Source organism: Flavobacterium endophyticum (genome assembly GCF_003634455.1).
Classification (GTDB): Bacteria; Bacteroidota; Bacteroidia; order Flavobacteriales; family Flavobacteriaceae; genus Flavobacterium; species Flavobacterium endophyticum.
In genome coordinates this window covers 1,393,128-1,407,294 of the sequence record NZ_RBLC01000001.1, presented here as the reverse complement: position 1 = coordinate 1,407,294, position 14,167 = coordinate 1,393,128, and the positions used below count along the sequence as shown (strand labels likewise).

Genomic DNA, 14,167 nt, shown 5'->3' with positions numbered 1-14,167 from the left:
ACGATTGAAATTTCATAATTCATAATTCCAAATTCGTAATTAAATGCTAGTCAAGACAAAAGCAATAGTTATCAGTGCGCTCAAATACCAAGAGAAAAGCCTTATCGTAAAATGCTTTACTGAGACCGATGGTCTGAAGTCGTATTTTGTCCACAATGCCTTTTCTGGGAAAAACAACAGACAGAAAATCGCCTATTTCCAGCCCCTAAATATTCTTGAGATCGAAGCCGTCCATAAAAATAAAGGAACGCTGGAGAATTTTAAAGAAATCAAGCTTTTTGCCGCCTATCATACCATCCACATTGATATCGTAAAAAGCACCATAATTATTTTTCTTTCCGAAATGCTGCATCACAGCATCCGAGAAGAAGAAAAAAACGAAGACTTGTTTCATTTCCTCGAGACGGCTCTTTTATGGCTCGACAGCCATGACGAGATCGCCAATTTTCATCTGATTCTCCTGTTAGAAATTACCAAATTTCTTGGATTTTACCCAGACAGTTCCACTAATGACTACCCGTTTTTTGAAATGACAGAAGGTGTTTTTACGCCTTTCCAGTCGCTATCTTGCCTTTCTGGAGAAGAAACGGCTCTGTTCAGGAAATTATTGGCACTGCGTTTTGACAGCAACCAGCAGGTCTTTAACGGAAAGGAAAGACAACAGTTGCTAAAGATTATTCTCGACTATTACAGTTTCCATCTCGACGGTTTCAGAAAGCCAAAATCCTTAGAAGTGCTCAAAGAAGTTTTTTCGTAGGCCTTACAAAACAATCGTCCTAAACGTAAGATTCACTCTCGGTTTACTTACTTTTTTGCTGGGCGGCAGCCGATGAAGCCAATGGCTCTGAGTTTCGTCTTTCATAACCAGCAGGCTTCCGTGTTCCAGTTGAAGAGTGATGGTATCTTTTGTCTGTTTGTGCTTGAATAAAAACTTTCGTTCCGCACCAAAACTCATAGACCCAATCGTCGTATTTTGACCTAAGGATTTTTCATCATCACTATGATAGGCCATTCCTTCGCTGCCATCGTGATACAGATTCAGCAGGCAGGAATTAAAAACCGTTCCCGAAATTTCTTCTGCCAGCGTTTTCAATTCCAAAAGTTCTTTTGTCCAAGGAAGTGCCTTTTTTGTGGTATTCGAATACGTATACAGATAATCGCTGTCGCCATACCAAGCCACTTTTCGTTTGGTGATAATTCGTTTTCCAAAGATGATGGCCTCGTCATGTTTCCACTCAATAGTCTCAAGAAGCTTTTCGAGATAATGTTGCGCTTCGTCATGCCTTAGGACTTTTCCGTAATAAATCACGGTACCGTCATAAGGCAGTCGGTTGGTTTCGATATCGTTATTAAATAAGTCCATTTTTCCAGATTTTGTATTTTTCCGCAAGGCAGTGTCCACAAGGTCTATAATCCTTTTGAAACGCTTCTTCTTCAGAACTAAAAAATACGCGGTTTTCGCGTTTCATCCTCTTTCCGGGAGTACAGCGCAATGTACCGTAAATTTTTAATTTTTGATTGCCACCCAAAACGATTTCCTTTCTCAAGATTTTCGTTCTAAGGATATGATTCGTTATTTCGCTATGCTTAATCATACTAACTCAAGGCATCGTGAAAAATAATTCCAAGAGTATGTCTTTTGCCCGAATGCAGCTCGCTCACTCCATGTTTCATGTTTACGCGATAATACCCTTTTGTTCCTTTCACAGGCCTAAAGTTGGTGGTAAACAATAGTACATCACCTTTTTTAGGTTTTAAGACGATGGCTTTAGACTGGGCTCTAGGTGTCTGTTGTGTCAAGACAAATTCGCCACCAGTATAATCTTCATCAGGATCGTTCAAGAAAAGTACCGTCTGCATTGGGAAAAAGATATCGCCATACAAATCTTGATGTAAAGTATTGTATCCGCCCTTTCCGTATTTCAAGATTAGCACGGCCGGCTTTAGCTGGTTGTTAGCATGACAGAGCGTTTGCAGTTCTTTAAACGTGCTAGGAAAACGAATAGTACTATTCAAGACTTTCATCCATAAATTGGCAATTGGCGCTAATTTAGGATAAAGGCTTTCGCGCAAGTTTTGGATCAGATCAGGCAATGGATAATCAAAATATTTATACTCGCCCAAACCAAAGCGATACCGTTCCATGACCACTGTTTTTCTGTAGCCATTCGGATTGTCATAGTTTTTTATAAACTCATTGCATTGCTCGTCTGTAATTAAGTTGGGAATAATAGCATAACCTTTCTCGTTCATCTCATGCGTCAATAACGCCCAATCAAGTGCTGCTATCTTTTCGTGTATGGTTTCCATGGGTCTTATTTATTTTGATGGACTCATTTGCGCGGCTTCCCATCCGATGATAGCTGTTTTTCGAGTCGTTCCCCACATATAGCCTCCGAAATGGCCGCTGGATTGGATGACGCGGTGACACGGAATCAAGAAAGCCACAGGATTGCTGCCGATAGCGGTTCCTACCGCACGAGACGCTTTCGGATTTTGAATTTCTCCCGCAATCTGTCCATACGTAGATAAATTGCCCATCGGAATTTTCAACAATGTTTCCCATACTTTCAATTGGAAATCGGTTCCTTTCAGATGCAGCTTGATCTGGTTGAGTTTGTCCCAATCGTGGGTAAAGATGTACAAGGCATTTTGCTGGATAAGGTCGAGCTTCTGCTTGAAATCAGCATTAGGGAAATGCGCTTTTAGGTCGGCTGTAGCCGTTTCTTCATTTTCGGCAAAAGCCATATAGCAGATGCCTTTTGGAGTTGAGGCAACGATGATATTGCCAAACGGACTTTCGGCATAGCTGTAATTTATAGAAAGATTCTCGCCGCCGTTTTTAAATTCTCCCGGAGTCATTCCCTCAATCTTGATAAACAGGTCGTGCAGCCTTCCGGTACTGGAAAGCCCAGTCTCATGCGTAGCATCAAACAAAGTAGCTTCTTTTTCTTTTAAGAGTTGCTTGGCGTGCTCCACGCTGATGTATTGCAGGAATTTCTTAGGACTGACGCCTGCCCAGTCCGTAAAAAGACGCTGGAAGTGAAACGGACTCAGGTGTACCTTTGCCGCGACCTCGTCTAAATTAGGCTGGTCTTTGAAATTTTCTTGGATATATTCGATTGCTTCTGCAATCCGGATATAATTGATGTGATCTTGCTCATTCATTTCTTTGAAATTTATGATACAAAGGTAGGAGCATCCCATTCGGCATAAAACCCGAAACTTGCGGAATTACTCTTCTTTTCTCGACAGTTTCATTGCGGCGGCTGTTGCATTTGCCATAAGATCAGGGCTGTTTTCAAGCTGGTTAACGATTGTATGAAAGTCGGTGTCGTTTCGTGTCTGTGATAATTTATAAGCCGCTTGGATGTCGGTGATATGCAGCTTGAAACCCACAATTCCATGAACCTGCCTCATGGTTTTTTCAGACAGTTTTTCTATCGAGACTGGATTTTCAGAAGAGCGCTCGTACTTATCGACTAATTTTTTCAGCGAAGCCATCAATTCTTCACCTTCGACAATCTCAACTTTTCCATACACATGAACGGCAATATAATTCCAAGTCGGAACCTCTTCCTTTTCATACCACGATGAAGAAACATAGCTATGCGGTCCTTGAAAAATAGCGAGTACTTCTTCCTCAGGACTAAAGCTTTCCCATTGCGGGTTGGCTTTAGAAATATGGCTGTACAAGATAGCACGGCCCTTTTCGTCGGTATCCAGTTCCATCGGAATATGAGTGCCCCATAACTTTCCATTAGTTTGGTTGATCAGTATCCCAAAGCTGTTCGCTTGTAAGAACTCCTGGACTTCGTCAATATTTTCGTTTTTGTAATGCAGCGGAGTATACATGGTAGGATTATTTAGGCTTGTTTAAGGTCTCCAACGCTTTATAGAGACAATTGTGTAAGATCGTAAGATGATTTTCTTCAGGCATTCTCACAAAATAAGACTGAAGGTTTTTCGACTTGGCGAGTATTTCCGACAGTTGAAAGGCATCGTCTTCCATCTGCTTGCCTTCGCTTCCGACAGAAACATAGACTTGGATTTTTGCGGCAGTCCGTTTTTCTAATAAGGCAGGCGCTTGGCGCAGCAACGATTCGTCATCCCACCATAGGCTCGGACTTATGATAATATAATTGTTGAACAGTTCTGGTTTTTTGAGCAGTGCTTCCGTCACCAAAAGCCCTCCGAGCGACTGGCCAATAAGAGTAGAAGTACTGGTACGGTACTGCTTTTTAGCATACGGCAACAGTTCTTTTTCAATAAAAGCCAAGAATTTTTCTGAACTTCCCGAAGTCGGAAAATCTTTTTTGTCCTGCACGTTGGTCGTAGGAAACGTAAGATCCCGTTTTCTATCAATATTGGCAATGCCGATAATAATCGATTCGGGCATTTTTTTGATCATGGTCAGGAACTGCACCAGTCCCGTAACATGAATAAAATCTTCATCAGCAGAACCATCCAGCAGATAAATCACAGGATAAGAAGCATTCGGATTTTTATCATAGCTGTCAGGAATATAAACATTCAGCGTTCGGGTTTCGTTTAAGATTTTAGACTCTAGTTTTTCAACTTTCCCCAAAACAAAAAGATTGTCTTTAGACAGTGAATTTTGCGAAAAGCCCAAAGCAGCAACAGCAACAGAAAATAATAAGGTCAAGATAAGCTTCATGAATAGAAAAATTAAAGGATGGTTTTTACAGGCAGGCCATAAAAAGTTTCAAAGCGCAAGATAGCCTTTTCAAATTCCAGTTCTTGCTTTTTATTCAAAGGCTGTAGGAATTCATACTCGAATTCAATCAGCTTTGGTTTTATTTTTCTCCTCCAAGAGCCGATAATTTGCCCGTCAAATAAAATCGTGTTGTCAAAACGGAGCCTTTGGGCAGGCTGTACAGCGTGTCTGATTTGTTGTAAGGCTTCCCTGTTTTTATACCCCATGATCATTTCGTCATAAATAGGAGTCAGGTGCATTTGTTGAAAGTTTGTTTCTTTTTTAAGTGCCTTTGGCGAAAAATAATACGTTTCCGATTCAATTTTCTCTTCTGCCCAATTGGCTCGGGTCATTTCAATTCCCTTTTTGCAGTCCGTAAGAGTAAGTCCAGACCAAGTAGCAAAATCCTTGGCAGTAGCAGGACCGCGGCTCAAGAAATACCGTTGGGTCAGTTCGGCCAGCGCTTCATCTCGGCTTATTTCTTTGGCAGGCGGAACCCTTTCCTCAAGCAAGGCATACGTAAATTGGTTGCCTTGGCGGACACCGTTGCAGATAAGCCCTTCCAGCTCGGCTTTCATCAAGATACACACCAGGCGCACGCTTTCGGCTTCGATATTGTTTTTCAAGAATTCTTGGCTCAGCGCTTCGCGCGTAAGATGCTTTCCGCCTTCCAGAATCCGCGCCATGATGTCATTACAGCGATTAAAAGTAGCGCTGTCCAGTTCCATCTTCCGATACATATAGCTATTTATGGCATCTACCCTTGGAGCAGTAAGCTTCAACATCCATCGAATATCCCTTGGAGCCACAAAATGCCAGGTCGGCCGAAGCAGATGTGTCCGCAAGATCCTGCCCTCGTTCAGTTCCTTTTCAATGTCGCTGTCTTTCAGATGCGGCATTCTCAAGCCTAACGACCATTTAGTCTGGGCATATTCTTGTCCTTGTATGGCACCGAAATAAGCAACCATTTCAGGAGCCGATTTCAGGCTGGGTTCGTTAATCTGTTGCGAAAGCAATCGGGATGTTGCGATATCGTGCTGGGTCATAAGATTCATTAGGTTAAGGCAAGCTAATTTACAAAAGAAGGCTGTATTTTCATAACAAGCCATCTCGATAAAAAGAAGAATACTGTCGGTTCTGTTCTATTTAATGATTGCTCCTGCACTTAGTTTTGCTTAAAAATAAGAACAATGAAAACAAAACAGATTTTAGTATTAGGCTCCAACGGAAAAACAGGGAGCCGCGTTCTGCAGAAATTAGAAGCACTCGGGCAATTCGTACGAAGAGGATCCCGCACCGCAGTCCCTAAATTCGACTGGGAAGATTCAAGCAATTGGGCAGCAGTGCTCCAAGACATCCAGAGCGTCTACATCACCTTTCAGCCCGACCTGGCTGTACAAGGAGCCGATGACGCCATAAGGCTACTGGCGAAAGTAGCCAAAGAGGCAGGGGTAGAAAAAGTAGTGCTCCTCTCGGGTCGTGGCGAAAAAGAAGCCCAAGACTGCGAAAAGATTATAATGGAAAGCGGTCTAAAATGGACCATAGTCAGAGCAAGCTGGTTCAACCAGAACTTTAGCGAAAGCTATCTGCTCGAGCCGATACTGAACGGCCATATGGCGTTGCCGACAGGCGACATACAAGAACCATTTATTGATGCGGAAGATATTGCTGATGTTGTCGTGGCGGCGCTTACGCAAGAAGGCCATGACAATACGCTATACGAAGTCACAGGCCCAAGGCTTTTAAGCTTTAAGGAAGCTGTTGCAGAAATTGCCACAGCCATCGGAAAACCTATTGTATACGAACAGCTTTCCGTTCAGGAATATGCGGCTCAATTAAGAGAATATCAAGTGCCGCAAGACTATATAGGACTGCTATCCTATCTCTTCAGCGAAATTTTAGACGGACGGAACGCCTCAGTCAGCCATGGAGTAGAAGAGGCTTTAGGTCGAAAGCCAAAAGATTTTTCAGAATATGTCAGAGAGACACTAGCCAGCGGCGTTTGGACTCCACAGGAGGAATGTTAAGCAATACTTTCAGAAAAAACAAGGAAAGCTACAAAGTATCGGACTCGGATTTTTCATAAACGCCAAAAATAAAATCACTCGGATTTTCTTTCAGGTAGTCATCCTCAAATTTAAAAAGGCTGTCCAGTACGGCCTTTTTTTTGTCGTCAAGCGTGACAAAATGATGCGAGATGTCTTTCAGGGCGCTCATCAATATATTGCCGCCATACTTTTTCTCTTCCAGCGTCTTGAAATTTTTATGGATGCCCGGCAGTATATTATTTGAGTCCACGCATTCCGAGGGATCAGCAACAATCATCCGCAGCACGCCGGAACCATAATAGTGGTTTTTGGTAATATTAGTCTTGTATCTTTTTCGATAAGGCTTGTCGATCAGCTGGATCGCTTTGTTGATGGCCTTTAGCTGATGCTTAGGATACTGCAGGCGTTTCGGCCCCACATATTCATGGATGACAAGCTTGCCTTTGGGCTTCAGGCAGTTTTTGATAGGATGGGCCAGAAGAAGCTCCACATTTTTAAAATGATGCAGCGAATCGTTAAAGATGACGAGGTCAAAATAATGATCCGGAAACGAATAGTCTTCCACATTAGAACAGACAAATTTCATGTGGTTCTTGTTCTCTTTTGTCGCAATGGCTTTAGCCCTATCCAGATTGGCCTGGTTGATATCCACGCAGGTGATTTCAGCAAAATGCGGATAATTGGCAAGTTCCAGCTCATGCTCGCAAGCTCCAGATCCTAAAGATAATAATCTAAGGCCTCTTTCTTCTTTCAGGAAATTTTTTATCAGGTACTGCTTATGGTCAGTATGAGAGTCGCCGCTCACCATCCTATTCCAGCGTTCGTTTACGGCCGGAATAATCCACCAGTTCGAAGTCTGTTCCGATGACTTGTCAAAAGCGCTGATCGCCCTCGAATCTTTGTTCAAGGTGAATTTAGATAAAAAGAAACCATAGCCTCTTTGGACTATCTTGGAATAGGTATCAAGGATGTCGTCTAATGTCAGGATTCTCATAAGTGCATTTTGCAGGTTCAGGCGAAGATGAGGCGTAAAGATAGGATAAAGGATGTTTTTAGGCAATTTTATAATTGGGTTGTATTTATTTAGAGCAGAACAGCTCCAATTTTATTATCAGTACGTCACAGATATCCGATTGTGGAAGGGTTTTGCAATTTAAGGAATATCTTCTATGCTTATAGCTTTGGCCAGATCAATAGCACCCGTATAAACAGTTTTATGTATCAAATCAATAATTTCAGTAGACAGCCCTTTTAAGCTTAAATAGGTTTCGGGTTTGGCTACAAGATGGTACTTCAAGTCAGAAAAATTGTTTAGCACCAACTTGTCAAAGGCATATAAGCCTCTCTTTGCCATAAAGACAAAATCAGCAAGATACTTTTCATCAATCTTCTTTATTTCTTTAAGCTCGTCATGAATGTGAGCCGTTGTTATTTCAGGAAGATTTCTAAAATAAGAAGAAAGGATTTCGATTTTTTCATCTAAAACAGCAACCGACTCGGGTAGTCTGCCTCCCGCGGAGGTAACAAATCCAATTTTATCATCAGCTATAAAAAACCAATCAATATCTAATGTCTGTTGTTGAGTTTCTGTGAACATAGCATATTAGCTGAAAAATGAGATAAAGTAATAAGCGTGAAAATGGGGTTGCTTTATGTGAAATACGTATAGAGTCTAAGAAGAAATAAGAGTATTCCCAAAATGATAAAAGTGACCCATTTCTTTTTGAAAGAGGCCAATTCCTCTCTTTTAGATAATTTAATAAAAATGCCCGCTATTATTAATCCGATAGGGACTAAAAAGCCTATGATTTCTCTAAAATTCATATTTGTTCAATTATAGCAGATTATAAACTTTTTAATAGCTTAAAATAAAATATCACCACTGCATTTTAGTAATATCAATGCACTTCATTTTCGGATTTGCAATGCATGTTTAAAAGAATCCAACAAAATTACTTCAGAGATGTGGCATTTTTATTCCGTTGGCAAATATAAAAAAACTACAACTTTAGTTGTAGTTTTTGTGTTTGTCGTTTTGCTTTATGGATTGGAATAATCACCGAGCGTATAGGACATGCCCTTGCGTTTGCTCTTATTCGTTAATTAACTTCCAATACTCACTTGCTTTAACATTTGGATAAGATGATCCAAATCTTTCTTTCATTAATGAATTTGATTTTATGCTGTCAATTTCATAAGCTTTTAACAGATAATAATCCGCTAACTTATTGCTTTTAGAATCTGTTTTTATGTTATGCAATATTCTATAAACGTCTTCAAAAGCTTGATGATAATTATAGTCCATAGCCATAATCATGGCCGGAGCCAAGAAATCATCCGTGTGGCCGCTTAAAAAATAAATATCTTTTAGTTCTTTATAAGATGCGGAATCTCCTTCGACAAATATTTTTGTTAATAAATTATCTCTTATTTCTTGATTATTGAATTTCTTCAAATAAGATTCACCTGGAGATACTGCTTGAAACGTTTCATTTGGGCCTTCCTTATGTTCAACACAGAATGTGAAGCAGTTTGAAATTATAATCAAAGTTAATAAGTGTCTTTTTTTCATTTTTTTCATTTTTTAAAAATTTGACTTGCAGGAATTCTATTAATTTCTTTACCATTTTTATATACTACAATGTCACCCTTATTATTATGAGCGCCTAAGATAGTTGATATACCTAATATTCTACTACCATCTTCAGCATAATCAACATAGCCATCAGCACCTATTACAATTGCATTTGGGTTTTTTAATGATATTTTTTGAGCAATTGAAGTATTTCCATGTCTCTTACTTATAGTAGCTGCAGAACAAGTTAACAAAACTAGTGTAAAAGCTTCTTGCTTTTCAATTTTATTTTTGTAAGCAGGGCTTAAGCTTGAAACATGATTATCAAATTCTTCAGCAGTAACGATCCATCCAAATCCGTTTTTAGCATCTAAAATTGAGCCTACATCTCCATGCCCATAGACAGTAAAAAAACCATCTCCTGTTTTGTATTTTTCTCTAATCTTATCAAAAAAATCATTAAATGGTTTTTGATCAATGTCTAATAATGTCGACTTAAAGAAGTTAATCGGGGGCTCTTCTTTTTTAATTTTTCCAGTTATTTTTTTCTCTGCTTCATTACTATAAATATAGGATTCGGTAGAACTTGATACTTGATCAGGGGCTCTCATTCTCCCATATCCAATATCTACCATATAATCAATCTTGATATCAATTGTGGTCTGATTTCCATTTTCTTCCGCCGTCATCCCATCAGGATCAATAAAAAACACAGGATTGTCTAATACATACGCATAAGGAGAAAACTTTCTTGACTTCTCTGCTAATGGGTCAATATTCATCCACCTACCGATAGCAGGGTCATAATTCCTCGCGCCGTAGTCATACCAGTTCATCCCCATCTCGTCCTGGAATTCCTTTCCGTTGTATTTATAGTCGTAATTGAACTGCGGTACCGAAGGCTTGGCAGGGACTGCCAGCGCGATACCCGGTCCCGGCACCTTTTCCTGGAAGGCCAGCAGGTCCGAATTGTAGTTCGTGTGCTTGAGCCCGAAAGGATAGTAATGGTTCTCTTCAAGAATAGCAAGAGCGTTTGTTGCCGGATCCTGTGCATAGCTTAGGCGAATATTGCCCAGATGGTCTGTATAATTGTATACGTAGCTATACTGGGTGCCGGTCTTCTGAACATAGCCTTCAGCTGTCGGGAAGAACTTCAGGGTCGTGCCCTGGTAGTGAAATCCGTTAAGGTAGTCCATGGTCATCTTTCCGATCCCCCCGGGCGCGCCGCTGTCCAAATAGGGCGCATCCTTGCGTACCTTCCTTCCGTCTGCGGTATAAAGATACTCAATTTTCCATGCTTCTGAGCCAAAAAGAATCTTCACGGGCAGATTGAGGTGATTGTAGCGTATGTCCGTGATGCCCTTGTTGAGATCCTGGGTCATGTTACCGCTGCTGTCGTACCCATATTCCGTAGTGCTCGAAGCGCCATTATTGAAGCCCTGGGTAGAGGTGCTTTGGTCTTCGACCTGCATCAGTCGGTTTTTGGCCTGGGTATCATAGGTATAGGCAAGATTGTCGATCTCGATATAGGCGCCAGAGTCAGAATCGAGCCCCCCATTGCGCTGCAGGCCGGTGATGTTCCCGTTCTTGTCGTACTGTATCTTTTCATTGTAGGAGCCGGTCATCAGGCCTTCCTTGATATAGGTAGCCCCAATGAGTCTGTTCGTGGCATCATAGGCATAGGCATATCTTCGGAGCTTGTCATCGCTGGCCGTTCTCCAGCCGATCTCGGCTATGTTGCCGTTAAAGAGCGGCTGCGCGGCTATCGGTGCTTGGTAATAGAGGCTGAAGGCAAAGAGGTCGCCAGGATCCCCTCCCGCATTGATAAGCATGTCGGTATTGTTGATTCCCTTGAGCCAGCCGCGCACGGTATAGGCATAGTCTACCTTCTGAAGGGCCGTAGCTCCGGTAGTGTCGCTTCCTCCCACGCTCTTGCGTACCAGCTGCCCCAGTTCGTCATACTCGTTTTTGTACAGCAGTTCTGCAGGATTGCTGTTGACGGCGTGCGTATGGCTGAGAAGGCGATCCTGCTCGGTGTAGGCAAAATCTTCGCGCACTTTCAGTTCGGTATCCGATACGGTTTTTTTATGGCTGGTGAGGGTATAGAGCACCTTTCCCGAAAAGTCGAGCTTGCTGTCGGTCTGGGTATAGCCGCCCAGATAGTTCGATATCCAGATTCGGATCGGCCTTGCCTTATAATCATAGAGCGTATAAGAGAGTTCCCCGTTAGCCAGTGATGAAGATTCCAGCACGCGGGTCCAAGATCCTGTCGGCAGTCCTTTCGGCTTTACGGAAAGAGTATAATAGACGGCCTGTCCTTCCACGGCAGAAGGCACGACAGGGGCGCCAGGATAGTCGTAGTCGTCATAATAGCTGGCGCCCAGTACATGGTATCCGGATGTAGGCCATGCCGTGTTGGTATAGCGTACGGTTACGCCGTTTATCGTCGTATCGGAAGAAGCCTTGGCTTCGTTCAGGTTTGCGGTCTGTGCATCGCGAGCCGCCTGCAGGGTAGCACGTTCGGCACTGGTCACGGTGGCCGGCATCCATCCGGTATAGGCCGTGCGTCCGAAGGCATCGTATTTGGTCACGAGCCAGCCTGGAGCATACGCCAGGTCTGGAAACGGAGGGTAGGCAGGACCGGTGGCCACGATCCTGTCCAGATTGTCATAGACAATAAATTCCCAGTCCTTTCCAGGCAGCTTTTTTTCCACGAGCCTGTTGCGTTTGTCATAGCGGTACTGGTAGCACAGCCCGTTCAGGTCCTGTGTGCTGCCGCTGCCGTCAGATAATGGAGGCAGCACGAAGCTCAGGTTGCCGAACTGGTCGTAGACATAATAAGTATCATGGGGCAGGGTTACGGTCCTTCCCCCGATAGAATAGGTGACGTAGGTTCTTTTCAGCACTACCCTTCCTTCTTTGTCCTTGAATTCCTCTGAGGTCCGCGGAGTGCCCGAAGTCCAGTTCTCGTTCTTGGTAACGGTCTTGTAGAGCTCTCCGATGGCATAATTGCTCTGCTGCGAGAGCGTAGCCGGATAATAGCCGTTGGTAAGCGCTCCGGCAGCGGCGGTATAGTATTTGACCTCATTCAAGCCGTTGGTCAGATAGTCGGTCTTTACCTCATGCCCCGATCCCATCGCCCAGGTATCGCCGGGCGCGGCCTGCTTGAGCACGCGGTTCAGCGGCGAAGCCTCGAAGAGCTTCTCGCTGAACGGGTTTGCGGTTGTCTCGAATCCTCCCACGACAGGCGAAGGCGCACTGGCATAGTAGGACAAGGCAGCCGTCTCTGCATTGGCGTCATAGGCCAGCGAAGCTGATGCAGAAGGATAGGCAAGAAATTCTTTTGTCTGTCTTCCGATGGCGTCATAGCTGTTATGTACTACGAGATCTTTGCCTGTTCCAGACTGTCTGTGTGCGCGTAACTGCACAGGTCTGCCGAGTCCATCGAAATAAGTAATGCCTTGAGTGGCCTGTACTGCAGTAGGAGTAGGTAGACTCGAAGCCGTTTCAATCTTATAGGTGATGGTCTCGATATGGTTCTGGTCGGTGGGTGATGTCCTGTAATGGTATTTGTTTTCGGAAAGGATCTTTGCGTTGTGGTCCCTGATCAGCTTGAGCCTGCCGAAGCCATCGTATTCGTAGTAGGTGCGATTGCCCTTTGGGTCGATAACGCCCGATACTCCTATCACCGGCCTATAAGAGTAGCCGACCATCTGCCCTCCCCAAGCTGTCGCAGTAATACGCAGGTCTTCCAAGGCCGAGAGCAGGGCAGCCTCGGCAATATGGTCATAGGGCACTACATCAGACTTGTCCTGCACGGCGGCGATGAGCCCTACAGGCAGCGAGGCATAGGCCATGTTGTCGATCTTGGCCACCGGCTGGGTCTTATTGTAGCCCCACACGTAGGATACCTTTGTTCCGTTTTCCTGCTGCACCTCCAGCGGATGGCCGTACGCGTCGTAGCTGTTGTAGCGTATCTTGGTCTCCAGCGCATTCGATCCCTTGGAAGACTGCACGGTCTGCGGCAGCCAGGAAGCGTTTCCGGCAAAGGAGTTGGAATAGCCTATCTTGGTGCTGGAGAGCAGCTCAGAGTTGCGGTAGCTGTCGATTCTCTCGATTTCCGAGATGCGGTTCTGCGAATAGGGCGAGTTGCCGGTATGGTAAAAGAAATCCGTCTTCAGGGCTTCACCCGTCCTAAGGGTTGTCGTCTGCGAGGCGATCTTCTTGTTCGATGCGTTGTAGGCATAGGTCTCTGAAGTCCCTACTTCGGTCGAAGCTGTCCCGAAAAATTCCTTAGTGGTTTTCCCGATAAGCCTTGTCCAGCCGAAGGCTTCATAAATAGGCTCATAATAGGCAAAAGACATGGCAGCGCCGCAGAGGTACTGGCAGTTGAAGCCGTTCGGGTTGGAAGTACAGGAAGCCAAGGCAGCGGTATAGGCGCTATAATAGGCAAACTTGTACACGCCCGGGCAAGGAGCCGATTCGTATACCCTCATCCCGATAAGGGTGTTGCCATGGGCCTCGTCGATGGTCTCGTAGGTATATTCCGTACGGGAGAGTATCTTGGACGCATTATCAAAGACTTCTTCTTTTATCAGCTGGCCGCGTTTGTGGTCGAGGTTCTCGCTCGGAAAGAAAGGATAATGGAGCGTATAGTGGCTGAGAGCTTCCGGCACGTCCATTGGCGAGACATAAGTGTATTGGGTTCTTCCGTTACCGGTCTCGCTCACGGTCGTATTCTTGTAGCCCACATCAGAGCCCTTAGTGCGTAATGCCTTTAGGTTGTTAAAATTACTATGATAGGTATATAATATATCCAGGTCGTAT

Annotated in this window: 13 protein-coding genes; 2 read left to right on the top strand and 11 right to left on the bottom strand. The window is 43.8% G+C overall.

Features of this window, described 5'->3' with window-relative positions:
- Positions 1–43: 43 nt before the first annotated feature.
- The gene (gene recO, locus CLV94_RS06460) at positions 44–757 is read left to right on the top strand and encodes a DNA repair protein RecO (RefSeq protein ID WP_121375593.1); all 714 of its coding nucleotides are present in this window, start codon (positions 44–46) and stop codon (positions 755–757) included.
- Positions 758–760: 3 nt separating this feature from the next.
- Here the strand turns inward: recO and CLV94_RS06455 are convergent, their stop codons facing one another.
- The 7 genes from CLV94_RS06455 to CLV94_RS06425 all read right to left on the bottom strand — a co-directional run bounded on the left by CLV94_RS06455 (position 761) and on the right by CLV94_RS06425 (position 5,763).
- Positions 761–1,363: an alpha-ketoglutarate-dependent dioxygenase AlkB family protein gene (locus CLV94_RS06455; RefSeq protein WP_121375592.1), complete on the bottom strand. Its 603-nt coding sequence runs from the start codon at positions 1,361–1,363 to the stop codon at positions 761–763.
- Complete coding sequence (locus tag CLV94_RS06450) at positions 1,350–1,547, bottom strand: Ada metal-binding domain-containing protein (protein ID WP_317125109.1); 198 nt, start codon at positions 1,545–1,547, stop codon at positions 1,350–1,352. The genes CLV94_RS06455 and CLV94_RS06450 overlap by 14 nt, the downstream gene beginning before the upstream one ends.
- A 49-nt stretch (positions 1,548–1,596) precedes the next feature.
- A complete protein-coding gene (locus tag CLV94_RS06445) occupies positions 1,597–2,310 on the bottom strand; it encodes a 2OG-Fe(II) oxygenase (RefSeq protein ID WP_121375590.1) in 714 nt (237 codons plus the stop codon).
- Positions 2,311–2,319: 9 nt separating this feature from the next.
- Positions 2,320–3,168 carry a bifunctional helix-turn-helix domain-containing protein/methylated-DNA--[protein]-cysteine S-methyltransferase gene (locus CLV94_RS06440; RefSeq protein WP_121375589.1) on the bottom strand — a complete coding sequence of 283 codons (849 nt, stop codon included), beginning with the start codon at positions 3,166–3,168 and terminating at the stop codon, positions 2,320–2,322.
- Positions 3,169–3,234: 66 nt separating this feature from the next.
- Positions 3,235–3,855 carry an FMN-binding negative transcriptional regulator gene (locus CLV94_RS06435; protein ID WP_121375588.1) on the bottom strand — a complete coding sequence of 207 codons (621 nt, stop codon included), beginning with the start codon at positions 3,853–3,855 and terminating at the stop codon, positions 3,235–3,237.
- A 7-nt stretch (positions 3,856–3,862) separates the two neighbouring features.
- Complete coding sequence (locus tag CLV94_RS06430) at positions 3,863–4,678, bottom strand: alpha/beta hydrolase (RefSeq protein ID WP_121375587.1); 816 nt, start codon at positions 4,676–4,678, stop codon at positions 3,863–3,865.
- An 11-nt stretch (positions 4,679–4,689) separates the two neighbouring features.
- A complete protein-coding gene (locus tag CLV94_RS06425; protein WP_211331180.1) occupies positions 4,690–5,763 on the bottom strand; it encodes a winged helix DNA-binding domain-containing protein in 1,074 nt (357 codons plus the stop codon).
- A gap of 144 nt (positions 5,764–5,907) precedes the next feature.
- Between CLV94_RS06425 and CLV94_RS06420 the strand changes: the two genes are divergently transcribed.
- Entirely contained in the window at positions 5,908–6,744 is an 837-nt protein-coding gene (locus CLV94_RS06420) for an NmrA family NAD(P)-binding protein (RefSeq protein WP_121375585.1), read from the top strand.
- Positions 6,745–6,772: 28 nt separating this feature from the next.
- Here the strand turns inward: CLV94_RS06420 and CLV94_RS06415 are convergent, their stop codons facing one another.
- The 4 genes from CLV94_RS06415 to CLV94_RS17040 all read right to left on the bottom strand — a co-directional run bounded on the left by CLV94_RS06415 (position 6,773) and on the right by CLV94_RS17040 (position 13,356).
- Complete coding sequence (locus tag CLV94_RS06415) at positions 6,773–7,759, bottom strand: class I SAM-dependent methyltransferase (RefSeq protein WP_147406598.1); 987 nt, start codon at positions 7,757–7,759, stop codon at positions 6,773–6,775.
- Positions 7,760–7,918: 159 nt separating this feature from the next.
- Complete coding sequence (locus CLV94_RS06410; protein ID WP_121375583.1) at positions 7,919–8,362, bottom strand: hypothetical protein; 444 nt, start codon at positions 8,360–8,362, stop codon at positions 7,919–7,921.
- Between the two features lie 495 nt (positions 8,363–8,857).
- Positions 8,858–9,337 (bottom strand): hypothetical protein, encoded by a 480-nt coding sequence (locus CLV94_RS06405; protein WP_147406597.1) that lies wholly within the window; start codon positions 9,335–9,337, stop codon positions 8,858–8,860.
- A gap of 5 nt (positions 9,338–9,342) precedes the next feature.
- On the bottom strand, positions 9,343–13,356 hold the full coding sequence (locus tag CLV94_RS17040; RefSeq protein ID WP_170148758.1) for a DUF6443 domain-containing protein: 4,014 nt from the start codon (positions 13,354–13,356) through the stop codon (positions 9,343–9,345).
- Positions 13,357–14,167 lie beyond the last annotated feature (811 nt).

Excerpts from the sequence above, each read along its gene's own strand:
- recO (WP_121375593.1), top strand. The coding sequence starts at position 44 with ATGCTAGTCAAGACAAAAGCAATAGTTATCAGTGCGCTCAAATACCAA.
- CLV94_RS06455 (WP_121375592.1), bottom strand. The coding sequence starts at position 1,363 with ATGGACTTATTTAATAACGATATCGAAACCAACCGACTGCCTTATGAC.
- CLV94_RS06445 (WP_121375590.1), bottom strand. The coding sequence starts at position 2,310 with ATGGAAACCATACACGAAAAGATAGCAGCACTTGATTGGGCGTTATTG.
- CLV94_RS06440 (WP_121375589.1), bottom strand. The coding sequence starts at position 3,168 with ATGAATGAGCAAGATCACATCAATTATATCCGGATTGCAGAAGCAATC.
- CLV94_RS06435 (WP_121375588.1), bottom strand. The coding sequence starts at position 3,855 with ATGTATACTCCGCTGCATTACAAAAACGAAAATATTGACGAAGTCCAG.
- CLV94_RS06430 (WP_121375587.1), bottom strand. The coding sequence starts at position 4,678 with ATGAAGCTTATCTTGACCTTATTATTTTCTGTTGCTGTTGCTGCTTTG.
- CLV94_RS06425 (WP_211331180.1), bottom strand. The coding sequence starts at position 5,763 with ATGACCCAGCACGATATCGCAACATCCCGATTGCTTTCGCAACAGATT.
- CLV94_RS06420 (WP_121375585.1), top strand. The coding sequence starts at position 5,908 with ATGAAAACAAAACAGATTTTAGTATTAGGCTCCAACGGAAAAACAGGG.
- CLV94_RS06415 (WP_147406598.1), bottom strand. The coding sequence starts at position 7,759 with ATGAGAATCCTGACATTAGACGACATCCTTGATACCTATTCCAAGATA.
- CLV94_RS06410 (WP_121375583.1), bottom strand. The coding sequence starts at position 8,362 with ATGTTCACAGAAACTCAACAACAGACATTAGATATTGATTGGTTTTTT.
- CLV94_RS06405 (WP_147406597.1), bottom strand. The coding sequence starts at position 9,337 with ATGAAAAAAAGACACTTATTAACTTTGATTATAATTTCAAACTGCTTC.